16 protein-coding genes and 2 pseudogenes are annotated in these 17,091 nt (G+C 37.0%); 13 read left to right on the top strand and 5 right to left on the bottom strand.

What is annotated here, in order from left to right; translation table 11 throughout:
• Nucleotides 1–11: 11 nt before the first annotated feature.
• From BM350_RS15410 to BM350_RS15390, 6 genes and pseudogenes are all read left to right on the top strand, one after another.
• Nucleotides 12–1,118 (top strand): ATP-binding protein, encoded by a 1,107-nt coding sequence (locus BM350_RS15410; RefSeq protein ID WP_090919507.1) that lies wholly within the window; start codon nucleotides 12–14, stop codon nucleotides 1,116–1,118.
• Nucleotides 1,079–3,385 carry a DUF5682 family protein gene (locus tag BM350_RS15405; RefSeq protein ID WP_090919504.1) on the top strand — a complete coding sequence of 769 codons (2,307 nt, stop codon included), beginning with the start codon at nucleotides 1,079–1,081 and terminating at the stop codon, nucleotides 3,383–3,385. The genes BM350_RS15410 and BM350_RS15405 overlap by 40 nt, the downstream gene beginning before the upstream one ends.
• Entirely contained in the window at nucleotides 3,375–4,481 is a 1,107-nt protein-coding gene (locus BM350_RS15400) for a VWA domain-containing protein (protein ID WP_090919502.1), read from the top strand. The genes BM350_RS15405 and BM350_RS15400 overlap by 11 nt, the downstream gene beginning before the upstream one ends.
• Before the next feature lie 178 nt (nucleotides 4,482–4,659).
• Nucleotides 4,660–4,713 (top strand): annotated as a pseudogene (locus tag BM350_RS28055) (hypothetical protein); the annotation flags it as partial.
• A complete protein-coding gene (locus BM350_RS15395; protein WP_348272205.1) occupies nucleotides 4,706–6,088 on the top strand; it encodes a hypothetical protein in 1,383 nt (460 codons plus the stop codon). The pseudogene BM350_RS28055 and the gene BM350_RS15395, both read left to right, overlap by 8 nt.
• Nucleotides 6,060–6,338 (top strand): hypothetical protein, encoded by a 279-nt coding sequence (locus BM350_RS15390; RefSeq protein ID WP_090919496.1) that lies wholly within the window; start codon nucleotides 6,060–6,062, stop codon nucleotides 6,336–6,338. Before BM350_RS15395 ends, BM350_RS15390 begins: the two co-directional genes overlap by 29 nt.
• 478 nt (nucleotides 6,339–6,816) lie before the next feature.
• On the opposite strand, the gene BM350_RS15385 is transcribed toward BM350_RS15390, so the two are convergent.
• Complete coding sequence (locus tag BM350_RS15385; protein ID WP_090919492.1) at nucleotides 6,817–7,443, bottom strand: FMN-binding negative transcriptional regulator; 627 nt, start codon at nucleotides 7,441–7,443, stop codon at nucleotides 6,817–6,819.
• Nucleotides 7,444–7,622: 179 nt separating this feature from the next.
• Between BM350_RS15385 and BM350_RS15380 the strand changes: the two genes are divergently transcribed.
• Complete coding sequence (locus BM350_RS15380) at nucleotides 7,623–7,982, top strand: hypothetical protein (protein ID WP_090919490.1); 360 nt, start codon at nucleotides 7,623–7,625, stop codon at nucleotides 7,980–7,982.
• Nucleotides 7,983–8,298: 316 nt separating this feature from the next.
• Here the strand turns inward: BM350_RS15380 and BM350_RS15375 are convergent, their stop codons facing one another.
• Entirely contained in the window at nucleotides 8,299–8,739 is a 441-nt protein-coding gene (locus BM350_RS15375) for a hypothetical protein (protein WP_090919487.1), read from the bottom strand.
• Between the two features lie 207 nt (nucleotides 8,740–8,946).
• Between BM350_RS15375 and BM350_RS15370 the strand changes: the two genes are divergently transcribed.
• Entirely contained in the window at nucleotides 8,947–9,171 is a 225-nt protein-coding gene (locus BM350_RS15370) for a helix-turn-helix transcriptional regulator (RefSeq protein WP_090919484.1), read from the top strand.
• Nucleotides 9,172–9,176: 5 nt separating this feature from the next.
• Nucleotides 9,177–9,455: a hypothetical protein gene (locus BM350_RS15365; protein ID WP_090919481.1), complete on the top strand. Its 279-nt coding sequence runs from the start codon at nucleotides 9,177–9,179 to the stop codon at nucleotides 9,453–9,455.
• Between the two features lie 386 nt (nucleotides 9,456–9,841).
• Here BM350_RS15365 and BM350_RS15360 read toward each other — a convergent pair whose 3' ends face one another.
• From BM350_RS15360 to BM350_RS27010, 3 genes are all read right to left on the bottom strand, one after another.
• Nucleotides 9,842–10,360, bottom strand: a complete 519-nt coding sequence (locus BM350_RS15360; protein WP_090919478.1) for a hypothetical protein — start codon at nucleotides 10,358–10,360, stop codon at nucleotides 9,842–9,844.
• Nucleotides 10,361–10,569: 209 nt separating this feature from the next.
• Nucleotides 10,570–10,968, bottom strand: coding sequence for a CHRD domain-containing protein (locus BM350_RS15355; RefSeq protein ID WP_090919475.1), 399 nt, complete (start codon nucleotides 10,966–10,968; stop codon nucleotides 10,570–10,572).
• 30 nt (nucleotides 10,969–10,998) lie between these two features.
• Nucleotides 10,999–11,142, bottom strand: a complete 144-nt coding sequence (locus BM350_RS27010) for a hypothetical protein (protein ID WP_170857724.1) — start codon at nucleotides 11,140–11,142, stop codon at nucleotides 10,999–11,001.
• Between the two features lie 157 nt (nucleotides 11,143–11,299).
• Here BM350_RS27010 and BM350_RS15350 point away from each other — a divergent pair, with 157 nt between their 5' ends.
• The 4 genes and pseudogenes from BM350_RS15350 (at nucleotide 11,300) to BM350_RS15335 (ending at nucleotide 16,817) form a co-directional block, all read left to right on the top strand.
• Complete coding sequence (locus BM350_RS15350; RefSeq protein ID WP_090919472.1) at nucleotides 11,300–13,261, top strand: bifunctional metallophosphatase/5'-nucleotidase; 1,962 nt, start codon at nucleotides 11,300–11,302, stop codon at nucleotides 13,259–13,261.
• 673 nt (nucleotides 13,262–13,934) lie between these two features.
• Nucleotides 13,935–14,117 (top strand): annotated as a pseudogene (locus BM350_RS15345) (DDE-type integrase/transposase/recombinase); the annotation flags it as partial.
• Nucleotides 14,118–14,676: 559 nt separating this feature from the next.
• Nucleotides 14,677–15,909 carry a 5-aminolevulinate synthase gene (hemA, locus tag BM350_RS15340; RefSeq protein WP_090919469.1) on the top strand — a complete coding sequence of 411 codons (1,233 nt, stop codon included), beginning with the start codon at nucleotides 14,677–14,679 and terminating at the stop codon, nucleotides 15,907–15,909.
• Nucleotides 15,906–16,817 (top strand): DMT family transporter, encoded by a 912-nt coding sequence (locus BM350_RS15335; RefSeq protein ID WP_090919466.1) that lies wholly within the window; start codon nucleotides 15,906–15,908, stop codon nucleotides 16,815–16,817. The genes hemA and BM350_RS15335 overlap by 4 nt, the downstream gene beginning before the upstream one ends.
• Nucleotides 16,818–17,091: the final 274 nt, after the last annotated feature.

Below are 17,091 nucleotides of genomic sequence, written 5' to 3'. Positions count from 1 at the left end.
GGAAATGACATATGCAATCTATTAAACCGTTAATGGAAGAATTATATGAAGTAGAATTGAATGCTTTAGAAGCGAATGATTCGTTTCCAAAACCAGCTAACTGGCGGTTGTCACCACGTGCGGTTCGTACGTTTATTATCGGACAAGAAGAACCGCTTCTTTGGCAGGGACAGGAAGTAGAAATTAGTCGTAAATTTTACGGTAATGATGCGCTTGTGGAACGAGCTATTGTCACATTAGCAGGGAATCGCGGACTTATGCTAATCGGAGAGCCGGGAACAGCAAAGACGATGTTAAGTGAGTTGCTTTCTGCTGCGATATGCAGAAATAGTCGTAACACTGTGCAAGGAACAGCTGCTACGATGGAAGATACGATTAAGTACTCATGGAACTATGCACTTCTTCTTGCGAAAGGGCCTGTAAGAGAGGCCCTTGTGCCAGGCCCCCTTTTCGTTGGTATGGAACAAGGGATATTAACTAGATTTGAAGAGTTGACGCGCTGCCCGCAGGAAGTGCAGGATTCGTTGATTAGTGTTCTGAGCGATAAGGTGCTGAACATTCCGGAGTTTGGGGAGCAAGGAATTCTTACAGCAAAGCCTGGATTCAATATTATTGCGACTGCCAACACACGTGATCGCGGTGTGAATGAAATGAGTAGTGCATTGAAGCGTCGTTTTAATTTTGAAACAGTGCATCCAATTAAAGATGTAAAGCTTGAAGCAAAAATTATAGAGTCGCAAGTAATGCGCTTATTAGGGGCATCTGGCATCGTACCAGAAGTGGACCGGACGGTTGTTCAGCTATTGGCGACTGTTTTTCATGAGCTGCGGGAAGGCGTGACCGCTGAAGGAAAACGAATTGATCAGCCTTCTTCTGTTATGAGTACCGCAGAAGCAGTATCAGTATATTATCAAAGTGCAATGGATGCGTATTATTATGGAAGCGGACAGGTAAAGATGGATGCACTTGTTCGATACTTATCCGGAACGATTGCGAAAGAAAACAAGGAAGATTTAGAAAAGCTGCGCAGTTACTTTACAAGCATCGTCAGAGCACGAAGTCAAGTAGGAGGAGAGGCATGGAAGTCGTTTTTCGAAGCTCGCAATCAGCTGAAGTAAACACATTGTTTCAAAGAGCTTACAATGTAAACAACAACGTCGTATACGTGCCGATTCGCCATCATAGTCCTGCATGCTCTTTTCATGTACAAAAAATAGTTGAATCATATAAACCGGATGCGATTCTTATAGAGGGGCCAATTGATTGTAATCCGCTTATTCCGCATATCGTGAGTGCCGAGAGTGAGGCTCCGATTTGTATATATTGCAGTTATGATGATAAAGCGGATGTGCTTGAAAAAGGAGAGAGTGGAAAGTACCGTGCGTACTATCCCTTTCTCGACTATTCACCGGAACTTGTCGCACTTCGGGAAGGAGCTGCACGCAACATTCCGGTTTCATTTATTGATCTTCCCTATAAGGAATATTTGTATGTAACGAAAAACGAAGAAGAGCGCGGGAAGTATGATGAACAATACTTCCGGCACAGTCAATATGTCCGTATGCTCTCGGAAAAAACGGGTTGCCGAAGTTTTCATGAATTTTGGGAGAAATATTTTGAATTGCAAGGTTTTCATATGACAAGCGAGGAGTTTATCCAGCAGCTCTTCCATTATTGTTATTACACGCGTGCGGACTATACGCAGGAGATGTTGATAGAAGACGGCTGCATGGCTAGAGAAATACATATGGCAAAGGAAATTGAAAAAGCGCGTAAAGCATATGATAAGGTGCTCGTAATTACCGGAGGCTTTCATGTGAAGGGACTTCTTGAATTAGAAGGAGAAAAGAAGAAACTGTCCAAAAGTCCGTTGTCTGCAGCATATGCAAAAACGTATCTTATGCCGTACTCCTTTTTGGAAAGCGACCAGACGCGCGGTTATGGGAGCGGCATGCCTGCACCTGCTTTTTACCAACACATATGGGAGAACAGGGATAAAGCGGCAGCTGAGCAATTTATGATACGGGTTGCTAGGCAGTTAAAAACAGAAGGGATATCAATAGCAGATGAGATTGAGGCTGCGCGAATGATCCGTGAACTTGCGCTACTTCGAGGCAAGATGCAACCTGGATTGTATGAGCTGATGGACGCGGTGCATAGCGCATTTGTTAAGGGAGAGATATCCTCGGCAGATAAACCTTTGATGCTGCTTCAGAAGAGTCTGCAAGGGACGAAGCGAGGAAAATTGTCAAAAGAAGCGGATGTGCCGCCGCTCGTGCATGATTTTCGTGCCTCTGTTCGTTCGTTTCGTCTTCCAGCCCGCTCCACTGTACCGCATGAAACGATTCTTGACATATATAAGAAAGAACGGCATCAGCATTTAAGTCAATTCTTTCATTGCCTTGCTTTTTTAGAGGTTCCGTTTTGCGAGAAGCTGCGCGGCCCAAATCTTGCTAGAAAACAGAACATCAATCTTATGCGAGAAACTTGGAAATATCGTTTCTCAGCACAGGTGGAAAGTGCTCTCATTGACTTATCTGTGTATGGTGGAACGGTAAGAGAAGCCGCTCAGGAAGTGCTGCGAGCAAAGCTGTATAAGGCAAAAGGGCGTGCGGGAGAGGTGGCTCTTTTATTGATGGAAGCCTACTTAAGCGGGTTATTTTCCGATTTTTCCATGTACATCCCGTTAATGGATGAGGCTATACAAGAGGATGGAGACTTTGTGTCTATAGCAGATTGCGCTTATTATTTATCGCAAATAGAAAAAACGAATCAACAGGCGGAAAGCGCCCGAAGCAAAGCGCTTTCGTTATTCTCTGTTTTAGATGGCGGCGAGCCGGAAATTATTGCGGAAAAGCTTATCGATTTGTATACATTGCAGCCTGCAGATCAGCAATTTATTGAAGCGTTAGAGCTTTATTTGCAAAAAGAAAAACGGGAAAGTCAGGTAGAAGGAGCAGTATTTGGGCTGTTAACGTCCTTAACGAAGAGGACGGTTGATGATGTCATTCAAGTGGCAGAAGGATACTTTTATGGGAGCGGCGATATGCAAAAGCAGGCCCCTCTATTTTTGAATGGTTTGTTTGCTGGTGCAAAAGATATTTTCTTATATAACGAGTCGCTGCTTGGCGGGATGTCTCATGTTCTGCAAGAACTTGATGAGGAGACATTTTTGCAAGTACTGCCGCATTTGCGCCTCTTGTTCAGTCAATTCACTCCGCTTGAAGTCGATACGATCGCCAGACAGATTGCTCGGTTATATGACACAACAGAAGAAGTGGTGAAAGAAGAAGTGATTTCGGAAGCTGTGCTGACGTATGCAATGCAGTTAGACCAGAAGGCACGGGAGATTTTGATGAGACGGGGGCTAGAAGATGGAGAATAAGATCTCTTTGAATCGATGGCGTCTTGTTCTTGGGAAATATGCGGATGATCAAATAACATTTCAGGAAGAAAGCCCTGTATACAGGGAGATGGACGAAGCGCTGGAGTTTTTGTATGAACGGGAGCGCGGGGAAGAGCGCGGCGGGTCGCTGGATCCTTCGCAGCTAACAGTGCCCACTTGGGTTTCGAAAGTGCGCGAGTTGTTTCCGAAAGAAACAATTGAAATTATGGAAAAACATGCGCTGGAAAAGTATGAATTAACGGCTTTGCTGCAGGATAAGCAAACGCTTGAAAAAATGGAACCAAATATGAATCTGTTAAAATGCATCTTACAATTTAAGGATCATGTAAATCCGGATGTATTGGACACCGCAAAGCGTATTGTGGCCAAAGTAGCTGAGGAGTTGCGCCTTAATTTAGAGCAGGAAGTGAAGCTCGCTTTAAGTGGCAGACCGGATCGAAACCGCGCTAGCCGTGTACACACGATGCGCAACTTTGATTTTAAGAAAACGATTCGAAAGAACATGAAGCATTTTGACAAGGAAACGAACACCATCCATATTGAAAAACCATATTTCTATGCGGCAACGAAGCACGTTAACCCATGGCGTGTAATTCTTGCAGTAGACGAGAGCGGAAGCATGATTGATTCTGTTATTCATAGTGCAGTTATGGCTGGCATTTTTGCAAGTTTACCAACGATTAAGACAGATTTGTTCATCTTTGATACATCCGTTGTTGATTTAACAGATCGTATTGACGATCCAGTCGAAACGCTTATGAATGTACAGCTTGGGGGCGGAACGTATATTGCCCAGGCGCTGCGCTATGCAACGAATAAAATAGAGATGCCGCACAAAACAATTGTTGTGCTTGTAACGGATTTATATGAAGGCGGCAGTTACGCTGAAATGTACCGAGAAGCGATAAAGATTGTGGAATCAGGAGCAAAGCTTATTGTACTTACTTCTCTTGATCCAACTGCACAGCCTTTTTATGATAAACAGGCAGCGAAAAAAATGGCAGCGCTCGGTGCTCATGTAGCGGCGCTAACACCAGGGAGGTTGGCACAGTGGATCGCAGCAATCATTTCTTAAATGTTCTTTCCTCTATTGATGAAACATACTTGATCGCAATGTCCAACAAAGGAACATATAAGAGGGCGACCAAGGATCTGGCAGCTGTATCAAATGTCAAAATGGACATAGAAGAGAATGCAGCGCAAATACAGTTTGATGACGAAATTGCTGTAACGTTTACAGGTGATATCCGTAGTTACTCATGTACTTGTGAGGCCCGCTCCATTTGCAAGCATGTAATTATGGCGCTGCTCGAAGCTAAGAAGATGTATGAAGGAGAAGAGGAAACGAAGGTTGATTTTTCCCCTCTTTTGAATGTGGACGTACGCAGCATTGTTTCTGAAAAGGTGTGGGCTGAAATGATGTTTCGCGAAACATTTCAGCCGAAGTTCATTTTGGAAGAAGAGGCAGCTTTAATTGCGTCCTTTCCAGAAGAGAATATAACGGTTCGCTTTCTAACGGCTGAATCGGTAGCTGATGCGATCTGTACGTGTAAAGCAGATGGGATATGCCGTCATAAGGCGGAAGCCGTGTATTGGTATCAAAAGGAGAAAGGGGTCTTGCATGAAACGAAACAGATGAACCCCCTTATCATTGCTCCGGAAAAGTTATCCCCTTTCAAAGAGATGATCGAGCAAGTTGTTCATTTTGGATTAACGCGGCTTACTGAAAACACAATCAATGAAATAGAACAACTTTCTGTAAAAGCTCGTTCTTTGAAACTAGTAAAGTTAGAGAACTTATTTCGTAAGCTCGCGACAGATATCGGGCTATATCGGATGAAACATGCGTCTTTTCAAATGGCATCCTATCGGCAAACGCTGTCTGCGATTTATGAACACATTGTGTTATTAGAAAGGCATTGCCTGCAAGAGAGCCCGTATCGCTCGGAATATTATGAAGTACCGCCGCTTATTTTGTATGCCTTCGGTGCATCCGGCTGGCAAACGAAGTCCGGTTATGTTGGTGTAACGTATTATTTCTATAATCAAGAGCAGGAAAAGTGGATGACATACACGCAGTCGCGTCCGATGTTTTATGAAGGAATGAGCACAACTCCTGAAATACTTCATGAAAAGCAAGCTCCATGGGGAATTGCAGGGAAAGGATACGAACTGTCTCGTTCATTTTTTCGACTGAAGCAGGCAAAACTTAACGCCGATTTTCAATTGTCATCTAGTTCACAAACAGCAGGGGAAACAGATGGAAAAACAAATGTAGCAGAGTGGCAATCTCTTTTTCTGACCTCATGGGAGGAATTGTTAGAAAAAGTAAAGCAGCTAGAGACAAATAAGCAAGGAATATTTTGTATAGAAGCTGCTGAAATAGGAGAATGGCTGCTTCAGGAAAAAGAACAAAAATGGATTGTTCCTCTTATCGATAAGGACGGTAAAATATTGCAAATGCAAATGCTGAAACGACCAGAAAACGAACGAATGATTAGACTGGTAAAAATGTATATGGGCTCGTTGAACGTAAAGCGAATGCTTGTTCATTCCTATCAGGAGAGTACAAAGCTCGTTGTCACACCTGTCATCTTATATACAGAAGCAGGAGAGATTGTAAATATTACACTCAATGAAGGAGAAACGTTCTATGATAGAGTTAGTGCGTATAATCGATGAATTGGAACAATTTCTAGATGAGATGCTCATCTCGGGAGCAGGTACTGTACCTCTTTCTTTTTTTCATGATATGAAACGAGAATGCGAACGGTATGGTCTCTCTTATGCTGCCGCGCAGCTGCTTATCATAGAGGAAGAGCGAAACAAAGCACGCTTCCTTCATACAGAAGAAACAAGCAAGCTCACAGAAGCGTTTTGTAAGTTGCAGGAGTATATTCAAGTTATAAAGAGCGAAATGTTGCATTTATAGATATGTAACTTGGAATTTAGATAAGGCAGAAGATGTTATACATACTGCTATAGGAAGATTTTGTCTACTATATAAATACAAATTAAAAAATCGACATAAAAACCGTCTTTCTTTTTAGGTGGGCGAGAGAATCTGGCCATGCATAGAAGCGGTCAGGACCTTTTTCTGCCACATACGAGATTTGGAGGCAGAGCTAGACAAAGATGTCAAAAGATTAAAATGAATATATAATAAAGATAAAACTAAAAAAGAAGCAGGAGAGTATTTTGGGGAAATCTTTGCTTGATTTCTAGTTGTTAAAAGTTTTTTGATACTTGTTTCATTAACAAACGTATTATTACTATGATAAATCATTAGTAGTATGAATAAACAAAGCGAAAATTTTCCATTGTTATTGTGTTGGTAATTCGTACAATACAGGAATTTTCGCTTTTTGTCTGTTTTTTCTTTCTGCCACCCCTATGATTTTGTTCTGAACTTAACTTTCATTAATTGGTCTCATTTTTTCCATCCAGTTAGCTACTTCTATTGCAGAGATATCCTTTTCATTCTTAAGATTATTAGTAATCGATTTGTAATCATCATTATTTCGATTTTGACTTAATTTAAAGGAAGCTTCAACTTTCTCAACTTTTATTTTGAAGCCTACAATCCCTTTCATCTCTTGTTTTAAAAATGTTGGATCTAAAGTATCCCATAATACTCCATTATCTCTACCTTGTTCATATTTCTTTAGCATTTTTGCTAACATAAGTTCTAACTCTTCGCCTTCTACGAGCTGAGCTGTACCATATACATGGACTGATACATAATTCCATGTGGGTACATTTTCTTGTGCATACCAGGAAGAAGACACATAAGCATGTGGCCCTAGAAATGTAACTAATACTTGAGGATTTTCTTTTAACAATTTCCAGTGAGGATTGGCATAAGCGAAATGTCCAGATAAGTAAGTATGTCCCTGTTCATTATATATATCTAGCGGAAGGTGTGTTGCAATTGGGAAATCTTTCGTACTAGATAGTAAGGTTCCAAATGAATAGTTTTTGATAAATTCTAAAATAAGTTCTGAATCTTGCACTTCAAAATATTTAGGTGTATACATAAAAAACCTCCTTAAAGTGTGAAAATCTATAATGATTCATAAAATATAACACGTTTTATTTGAAATAAAATGATTTTTAAGAAAATATTGTATATTATTTACTGGTGTTTTTTCGCAATGAAATCAGTGATGTGTTGAAACGATGGGAATAAGAATTTTAGCAAAAAGGAGAATAATAGATGAGTAAAATCGCAATTAGAATAAGCCCTAATGATGCGCTTCATACATATATAGTTCCTTTGAGAAAGTATACTGGTTTAGGAATTACAGACATAAAAAATAAAATTGAAAACGAAGATTGTTTTGCCGAAACGGATGCGAACGATATTGATGATATGCAGAACTTAAAAGGGTTAGTTGATAATTTGTTGAAGTTAGGCGCAAAAGTAAAAATATTTGAAAGTGATAAATATGGAGAGGGGATTTTTGATTATCAAGAAATTTCTCACCAAGAATTTATGAATCATATGAACCGATTAAAAGAAATTATGGAAGAATTACAGGATTACGATGATGCGTTAGTTGATATCAGTACATGATGAAAAAGGTCAAAAAATTGATAAACTAGAGAGGGAATATAATTAGAAGTCACGTCTACATTTTAACGAAAATACACGCTAAACATGAAAAAACGCTAACTTTATCCCGCTACTTTAGGGCAGTAGGACCCCGCCTTAGGATTCAGAGAAAGAGAAGAAGATAGGTGGGGGATGAAGAAAACTCCCACTGATGGAAGTTTCACTTTATTATTCTAAGGGGTTCATCAACCCTGAACAACGATCGTTTTTGAGTTTCATTGCAAAAGAAAAAGCATGTTTTAGAAAACATGCTTTAGCCATAAAATATTTTATATGTTTAATCATGTACTTGCATAGAAAGATAATAAATCCCCTTATTGGTTTTAAAAACATAATCTTCATAACTACAAGCGTAATAATCTCCTATATCTACTTCAACCAAATAAACATCTTCAATTCCTTGTTCAAATACAGTTAATAATTGTTCTATTATAAATTCTTTCGGTTTTAATCCGTTTAAATCATACCCATGTGGTATTGTCCCAAACCAATACTCTTCACTTTCAGGAAAGCTACAAGAAAGGAAATCCCGCTGCCATTCTTTCAACTTTATAAGTTCTATTGTGTCATGACTAGTAGCTTTTATATCCTTTTTTATAAGTTTACATATATCTTCTTGTGTATTTTCTGATAAAAGATATAGTCTGTAATCATTCCCGACACCATCATATTCATTAACCGTAGCAAAATCACTTAAAATTCTATTTATATTTTCCATATTTAATTCCCCCTCAACTATAACTAAGATATGGATATCTTTTCATTATAACAAGGTTCTACACGCTTCCCTATGGATATGTTTTATAGATATTGTAAGAAAAAAATGACATAAAGTATAATTTTTTATACTTTATGTCAAAAATACTTTACTTTTAGTAAGAAATACATTACTATAAAGGTAGATCAAAAAGAGGTGGTGATTTGTTTGAAAAACAAATTAAACGATACAACCGAAAATAAAGTGTATGAACTAAGAGTACTTAGAAAAATGACACAAAAAGATCTAGCTGAACTTGTGGATGTATCAAGGCAAACGATTAATGCATTAGAACAAAATAAATATACACCTTCCTTATTGTTAGCTTTCAGAATTGCCAACCAGTTTGGGGTATCTATTAATGAAGTATTTACATATAAAAGAGAGGACTGATTCATTTGTTTAATTATTTCGCTGTAGGTATTATGGTAGTTGGATTTATCGCTGTAGGTATTATGACGTACTCAAATTCTAAAATAGGAAAATCTGATGAAAGAAGTTTATTACTTCGATTAAAAATTAATAACGCTCAATATTACACACTGCTTTTTTCTCTCACTGCAATAATCTCTTGGGACCCTGCGCCTGACATGAATCGTAAATTAATTTTTTGTGCGCTAGTTTTAAGTTTTATTGTTGGAGCAATCAGCTCAACATATCATCAAGCAAAAAGCTAAACATCTTCTTACATACAATAAAAAAGGCGTATCCTGCTTATGGAATACGCCTTTTAACTATTCTTTTTCCTATCTTTAATCGTTGTATCTCCAAGTTGAGTATATAATAGTGCAGCATCATGGCTGCTATGACCTAATTCTTTTTAGTATAGTGTGCTAACACTATTAGAAATAGATTGGGATTAAAAAATCTTGTATTTTATCCCGCTACTTTAGGGCAGTAAGACCCCCCACCTCAAGATTCAGAGAAAGCGAAGAAGATAGGTGGGGGATAACTGCCTGTAAGAGCCCGATTGGTTCAACTAACCATCAGTGGGGATGAAGGAAACCCCCACTGATGGAAGTTTCACTTTATGAATCATCATTTGATTTTTTCCTAATTTTTATTACCATCCAAGCCAAACGTTTCCTTCGTGCCATGATTTATCTGTATTTACTAAAGTTACAACATAATTCCCTGCTTTCATAGGGCCAAAAAAGTTTGTAACATGCTGGTTACCACTGGTCGGTTGTCCCTGCACAGTATGAGTTATTGTTTTTCCAGATGATAGACTTTTTACTACAACATTAAATTTAAAAGGTTTATTGTTTTGAAAGGCTACTCCAATATATCCGTTATTTGATGCAGGTACAGTTTTTTTCACTTGAATTGATGTAGAGAATTTGTAATTAGCATTATATTGCCATTTAAATGCTGCAGCTAGGTTTTCTTGCATAAGGTTATTTTGCTCAAAAGAATTTGGGGCAAAGGGGCTGTTAATTCCATTTGGGAATTCAGTCCCTTCTGAAATGTATTGTTGATTTACTGAAGAATTTGTTTCAGCTTTAGATTCTGATGGAGCTATTGTTGATACTCCTAAAACTCCAGATAATAGCGCACTTGTTACCATAATTTTTTTAAACATACACTCATCACCTTTCTTGGAATCAGAATTATCTAACTGTTGCTATTATAGAACGGATTTACTTTTTTTTACATATCAAAAACTTGAGAAATATTTATAGAAGAAACTTATCCGAATAAGAAGTAATTTGTCTAACTCCTCCTTCAAAATAAAAAAGCACCCAAATGGATGCTTTATGTCTTACACTAAAAATATTTTCACTGCTGTCATTAGCAATGATGCAATTGGCCACGAATTTCACCATTAGGATGTTGTACGGTATGAACATTAATATAAATATTTCCAGAATTAATTTCTCTTACAAGATCGTCTAATGTTTGACCAGCTAATGGACCAATCAATTCTTCTTGAGTAATTGTTCCTGTAAAAGTTGCACACTCTATCGAAACTGGATTTGTTATAGGACCAAATAAAAATACTACAACAGGACCATTTGTTCCTTTCGCCCCTAGATGCAGATGAGCAACTACTACATTCTCTATATCAAATAAATCTAATTTAAACTTTAAGCTTAGTTTATCTTGGCTTAATTTAAAGAAAGCTTTTCCTCGAGCATCTGTTTCTACTGGTGGAACTTCATTTTTGCCACGTAACTTTGAGAAGAACATGTTTATCCCCCCTATGCTTTTTCTTCACTCCTAATATATGCTTGTCCTTCTTAAATGGTGAAAAGTTAAAAAAGCAACCTTTCTTAAAAGGAATGGTTGCTTTTTTCTTATTCTCCCTTTCTCTTGTCTTAGTCTTTCTCTTCTTCTTTCAGGTGTTTCTTTGTCTTCACTCATTACCTCACTCCAATTTTCTATAATTTAGATGATCAATAATAGGGGATATAAATATTTAAAATTACCTTTTGCAGTTGAAGTTTTCCAAATAATAAGTTACATTTTTAAAGTTCAAGAAACTATATGACAGTACAAAAAGGGGAGAAACATTGTTATTATGCCAAAAATGAGATGGAAGAGCCTTGTATGTTATTTTGTTATTTTTATACTGCTTGGAGCAGCAATAACAATCAAACCAGTTATCTCTAAAGCAGAGGAATCTGATGTTAATATTACATTATTGGGTACTGCAGATATTCATGGTAGGTTTATGCCTTGGGATTATGCACTTGATGGTGCTAATATGAGTGGAAGCTTAACGCAGCTTTATACGGTTATAAAGAAGGTACGTCAAGAAAATCCGAATACCATATTATTAGATGCTGGAGATACAATTCAAGGGAACTCAGTAGAATTATTCAATGATAAGCCACAGTCTCCGATGATGGTAGCAATGAACGAAATGGGATATGATGCTTGGGCATTTGGAAATCATGAATTCAATTTTGGATTAGATACATTGAAAAAAGTTAGTGAGCAATATAAAGGAAAGACTTTAGCAGGAAATATTTACAAGGAAAATGGAGAGCGTTTTCTTCCTGCATATACGATAATTGAAAAAGGTGGCATCAAAGTTGGAGTTATTGGCATGGATACACCAATGATTAGTGATTTTGAAAAAGGGACAGATCATTTGGCTGGTTTAGTGGTGAAAAATCCAGTAGAAGAGACAAAAAAGGCAATTAAAGAATTAGAAGGTAAAGTAGATGTAATGGTAGGGGTTATGCATATGGGACTAGAAAATGAGAATGGCATCCCTGGTACTGGGGTTCAAGATATTGCAAATGCCTGTCCAGAACTAAGCGCTATTTTTGCAGCACATATGCATAAACTTGTTAAAAAAGAAGTTGTAAATGGTGTTATTATTACAGAACCAGATAAGTATGGCACGCATATCTCACGTATTGACCTTACTTTTACAAAGCAAGATGGGAAGCTGGTTTTAAAAGATAAAACAGCTACCACTTTACCTGTAAAAAATGCTGACGGAACAACGGTATTATCCGATCCTGCACTTGAAGAAACATTAACACCTTTTCACGAGTATGCGAGAGGAGATGCAAATGTTGTAGTCGCTCAATTAAAGGGGAGGAATCTTGTTCCTGAAAATGAAATAAATGGTATCCCGAGCGTGCAAATTCAAGAGACACCTTTATCAGATTTCTTTCATGAAGTCATGCTCTATTACAGTAAAGCAGATGTAGTAGCCCATCAAATTGATAACGATTATGCTCGTTTAGATGTAGGTCCTATTAAGAAGAAAGATATTGCGTATAATTACCAATATGCTTTGGGAGAAATTACAGTATATAAGATAACGGGAAAAGATTTAAAAGATTATATGGAATGGGCGGCGGGGTATTTTAACACATCTCGTGCCGGAGATGTAACAGTTAGCTTTGATAAAACACGCCGTGCGTCTAAATACAGTACGAACGACTTCTTTGGAGGCGTGAAATACGAAATTGACTTAACAAAACCATATGGAAGTCGAATTACAAATTTGCGATCTATTCGTACAAATAAACCAATCAAAATGAGCGATGTTATGACTTTGGGAATGAATGCATATAGAATGGAGGCTCTTCAAGCAAAAGGAGGGGCTTTAGAGGGACGTAAGTTTGAACAGATTTGGTCATCTAAACAAGAGAATGCATTTGGTGAAACAGGTGGAACCATTCGTAATCTTGCTATTACATATTTAAAAGAGGTAAAGAATGGTGTATACACGCCAAAAGTTATGCATAATTGGAAAATTACCGGTGTAGATACACATTCTTCAGAGCATAAGGCTGTAGTGAATCTCGTAAATAAAGGGATTTTAGAAATTCCAAAAACAGAAGATGGAAAATATACAAATATAGCATCTATAAATACTAAAGATTCAGTTACAGAAGAAGAGATTGTAGCACTCTCTCAAAAAGCTCACGTTAATCCAAATCAGTTTAAACATGTAAAAACAAAAGGTGAATTTTACAAAAAACTTAATAGGGTTATTAAAAATATAGGAGAAATCTAATACTTAGATTGTTTTAGTTTGAAAATATATTCCCTATTACATTTTAAGGAAGAATTGACTGATCCGGTATTCAAAAGAATGGTTATATAATATATAAGGTATGTTAAATAAAATCTTGTTTGTATGAATGTTTTGATTTGCATTCTAATAGGGATGTTACAGTTGTAATTTTTGGTGTATAGATATACTTACCTAGATGCAGGATATGTTACTTATACTATCCTGAAGGTGAAATACGAATTGGTCATGTGAAAAATATTATGAAATAGAACGAGACTTCATGTTATAAAACCGTAGGAATAATGAATTTCTACGGTTTTTAGCATATTGTAGATGTAGAGTGAAGTTTCACTTTATAGGAAATCGGCTTTTTCTTTTTACAACTCTTAGTATATTTACTTCATCAAAAATTTTGTTCTTCTAGCAAGATCTCGTAAGATATTTGGGGATAAGAAGCTTTGAATTTCTTGAGCAAATAGTTGCAATTTATCAGATACGGAAATAGATATACAAAAACGCCATCCTTTCCTATGATTCTACAGAAAGAATAGCGTATTTTTTTCATTTTAGGTAAATTTTGTTTTATTAGCTTGATAATGATGGGCATGTAAGTGACCCCTTGTTGGTGAAAAATATACTATTCCTTCTGAATTGGTATGTATGGTGACCTCAATTAAAAGAACAAGGTTTTTATCAACATACAACTCATTGTACAGTCAGACATTTGAACAATCTCATCGAACAAGACCATAGACATGTAACAAGGCGCTTTGCCAAATTCGCAGGACTTCAAAGTATTCGTCATGCTTCATGTACCTTGAAAGGAATCGAAACCGATCATGCCCTATACAAATAAAACAGAAGTCATAAACCAGACTCCTGTTTTTCGGTGTGCAATGAATTAAGGGATTTATTTATAGTTGCATAATAAGTACTCCCCAATTGCTTATCTAGTTTGATGTTAATCAACTTTGCAACAGAATTTTAAAAAGTTATATTGATAAAAAATAAGAAAATTATATTTATATTTTGTTCTAAAGGTATTGTTTTATATGGATTTTGCAAATTATTACAGTGATTCTTTTAGAGGAAACTAGTCTTTACTTATAATATTTAGCTTAATATGACCATTTTTTAATGATAATTATCTGTTTTTTATTGATAAAATTCTAAAATATGGTTTTATTTTCAAAAAATTGTTATTATTTATTTGAAATTAATTATATTGACTTAAAGAAATTTGAAGTTTTTAAAAAACAAAATTATAAAAATATGCATAATTTTGTTTTTGGTTTGGTTTTATTATATTTTCCCAACATAATAAAAAACAATTGTTTAAGAGTTTTCCGTAATTTTTATGAAAAAATATTAAACTGGATGAACTGTAAACTATAACTATACTTGGAGGAAAAGTCATGTATGCAAAAATTATTGAAAATAAGCTCGAATCTTTGAAAGAAAGCGGACAATATCGAGAATTTGTTACAATTAATCGGATGCGTGGCCAATATCCTTTAGCACAATTGAATGGCCAGAAAGATGGGCAACCAGTTGTCGTTTGGTGCAGCAATGACTATCTAGGAATGTCTCAGCACCCAGTAGTTACTGAAGCAATGCATGATGCAATTCGAGCATTTGGTGCTGGTTCAGGCGGATCTCGAAATATAGGTGGTACACATTATCATTACGCTGCACTTGAATCTTCACTTGCAGAATGGCATGGTAAAGAAGCCGCATTAGTTTTTCCTACAGGATATGGCTCGAATGATGCAACATTACAATGTTTACTTCGTCTATTTCCAAATTGCATAGTATTTTCTGATGAACGAAATCACGCTTCAATTATTAATGGTATACGTAGCACTCAAGTCGAACGAGCAATATTTAGACATAATGATGTTAACCATTTGGAAGAGTTACTTGCAGCTCAACCACATGATCGAGCAAAAATTATTGTGTTTGAATCAGTATACTCAATGGATGGCGATATCTCACCGATTCAGAAAATTGCGGATCTTGCAGATAAATATAACGCTTTAACATTTCTTGATGAAGTACATGCAATCGGTATGTACGGTCCTCGCGGAGCAGGAATAGCTGCTGAACTAGGTCTTGTGGATCGATTGGACTTTATTCAAGGAACAATGGCAAAAGGTATTGGAGTAATCGGGGGATACATTGCAGCTTCATCATTACTAATTGATGCTGTTCGTTCTTTTGCATCTGGTTTTATTTTTACAACATCCTTACCACCAGCTGTTGTCGCGGCCTGTTATGCTAGTGTGGAACACTTAAAATCTTCAGATAACGAGCGGAACGCTCTACACCAAAAAACTAGCATGTTAAGAGAAGCACTTGCTCAAGCAAATATTCCGATAATGGACTCAAGTGAAACTCATATTCTCCCTATACTGATTGGTGATGCAAAAAAATGTAAAGCGGCTGCCCAACGTCTACTTGAACAACATCACGTCTATCTGCAACCTATTAATTCACCAACGGTTCCTGTTGGCACAGAACGCTTCCGAGTTAATGTTACACCAAATCACACTGAGGAACAGATAGCACAACTGGCCGTTGTATTAACAGAAGTTTTTAATTATTTCGATATTCCTTTTGCACCGCAGAACGAAGTGTTACACGGATGACAATTTTTATGTACATCTTCTGCTTAATCGTTTGGGGATTGAACTTTATTGCAGTAAAAATACAAGGTACTCCTGTAAGCCTTGAATTGTCATTAACCTATCGCTTGGTAGGGGCTGCACTAATGTTTATTGTCCTCATGTGCGTGGTACGTCCAAATGGTAGGCCTTCTCGTAAAGATGTTTTTCCCCTTGTTACTTTTGGGGTATGTAACTTAGCTCTAAGTTACTTGTGTTTATACTACGCGACAATTTGGATTTCTGCTGCACTAGTAACGCTGCTGTTTTCATTGAAGACAGTTCTGACACCAATTGCACTTCGTATATTTCTAGATGAGCGTCTTCATCCTCGAATTCTAATAGGGGGAATAGTTGGTATTGTAGGTGTTTCTATATTAGTTTATCCACTACTAACACAGGGCTCTAGTACAAGTGATCTAAAAGGAATAGGTCTCGCATTGTTTGGAACTATACTTACAGCTATTGGTGACGCAGCTTCCGCTCGAAATGCACGACGTGGTATTAATGCTGTTTATTCGAATAGTGTTGGCTTTGTTGTGGCTTCGATACTTTTACTTGCTGTTTGTACCTTTCAGGAACAGAACTTTATACTACCAACGTCCGTTTCTTATCTTGGAGCTTTGGCATTTTTAACTGTATTTGCTTCCTTTGGGGCATGGATGTTCTACCTCAAGCTAGTAGAACGAATTGGTGCATCAGTTAGTAGTTATATGGTGGCACTCTTTCCGGCAATAGGTGGGATTGCCTCTGTTGCGATTGGAGATTCTACACCTACTCTCTATTTACTGTTCGGATGTTTATTTAGTTGCATTGGAGCAGCAATTGCACTAGGATTTCGCTTACCGTACAGAAGTCGGAATATTATGAAAAATGAAAGCCCAGGGAATTAAAAAATTCCCATGGGCTTTATTTATAAAATATAATACTGTTCCCTTATAGTATGAACAGATCTATAGGATTTCTAGTGTAATTGTAAATAAGGCATAACTATCTAACAAATTGCATTCTCTATTTACTGATTTTTTAAATAAACATGATCGTTCCCCTTCAATAATGACAAATAAATCAATACATCTTTTTATTAAAAGTTATTGTTAAAAATATTAAAAAACTTTTTATATTGAATAGATATCTTACTAAAAGGATGGATCGCTTATTATAATC

The sequence above is a fragment of the Bacillus sp. 103mf genome (assembly GCF_900116295.1).
Taxonomy (GTDB): domain Bacteria; phylum Bacillota; class Bacilli; order Bacillales; family Bacillaceae_G; genus Bacillus_A; species Bacillus_A bruguierae.
The sequence above is the reverse complement of the archived record's forward strand: the minus strand, read 5'-3'. Positions and strand labels throughout refer to the sequence as shown.

What these genes read in the sequence shown, in the direction of transcription:
- BM350_RS15385 (WP_090919492.1), bottom strand. Translation starts at nt 7,443, where the DNA reads ATGTATACACCTAAATATTTTGAAGTGCAAGATTCAGAACTTATTTTA.
- BM350_RS15380 (WP_090919490.1), top strand. Translation starts at nt 7,623, where the DNA reads ATGAGTAAAATCGCAATTAGAATAAGCCCTAATGATGCGCTTCATACA.
- BM350_RS15390 (WP_090919496.1), top strand. Translation starts at nt 6,060, where the DNA reads ATGATAGAGTTAGTGCGTATAATCGATGAATTGGAACAATTTCTAGAT.
- BM350_RS15350 (WP_090919472.1), top strand. Translation starts at nt 11,300, where the DNA reads ATGCCAAAAATGAGATGGAAGAGCCTTGTATGTTATTTTGTTATTTTT.
- BM350_RS15405 (WP_090919504.1), top strand. Translation starts at nt 1,079, where the DNA reads ATGGAAGTCGTTTTTCGAAGCTCGCAATCAGCTGAAGTAAACACATTG.
- BM350_RS15355 (WP_090919475.1), bottom strand. Translation starts at nt 10,968, where the DNA reads ATGTTCTTCTCAAAGTTACGTGGCAAAAATGAAGTTCCACCAGTAGAA.
- BM350_RS15335 (WP_090919466.1), top strand. Translation starts at nt 15,906, where the DNA reads ATGACAATTTTTATGTACATCTTCTGCTTAATCGTTTGGGGATTGAAC.
- hemA (WP_090919469.1), top strand. Translation starts at nt 14,677, where the DNA reads ATGTATGCAAAAATTATTGAAAATAAGCTCGAATCTTTGAAAGAAAGC.
- BM350_RS27010 (WP_170857724.1), bottom strand. Translation starts at nt 11,142, where the DNA reads ATGAGTGAAGACAAAGAAACACCTGAAAGAAGAAGAGAAAGACTAAGA.
- BM350_RS15395 (WP_348272205.1), top strand. Translation starts at nt 4,706, where the DNA reads ATGGCGCTGCTCGAAGCTAAGAAGATGTATGAAGGAGAAGAGGAAACG.
- BM350_RS15375 (WP_090919487.1), bottom strand. Translation starts at nt 8,739, where the DNA reads ATGGAAAATATAAATAGAATTTTAAGTGATTTTGCTACGGTTAATGAA.
- BM350_RS15360 (WP_090919478.1), bottom strand. Translation starts at nt 10,360, where the DNA reads ATGTTTAAAAAAATTATGGTAACAAGTGCGCTATTATCTGGAGTTTTA.
- BM350_RS15400 (WP_090919502.1), top strand. Translation starts at nt 3,375, where the DNA reads ATGGAGAATAAGATCTCTTTGAATCGATGGCGTCTTGTTCTTGGGAAA.
- BM350_RS15410 (WP_090919507.1), top strand. Translation starts at nt 12, where the DNA reads ATGCAATCTATTAAACCGTTAATGGAAGAATTATATGAAGTAGAATTG.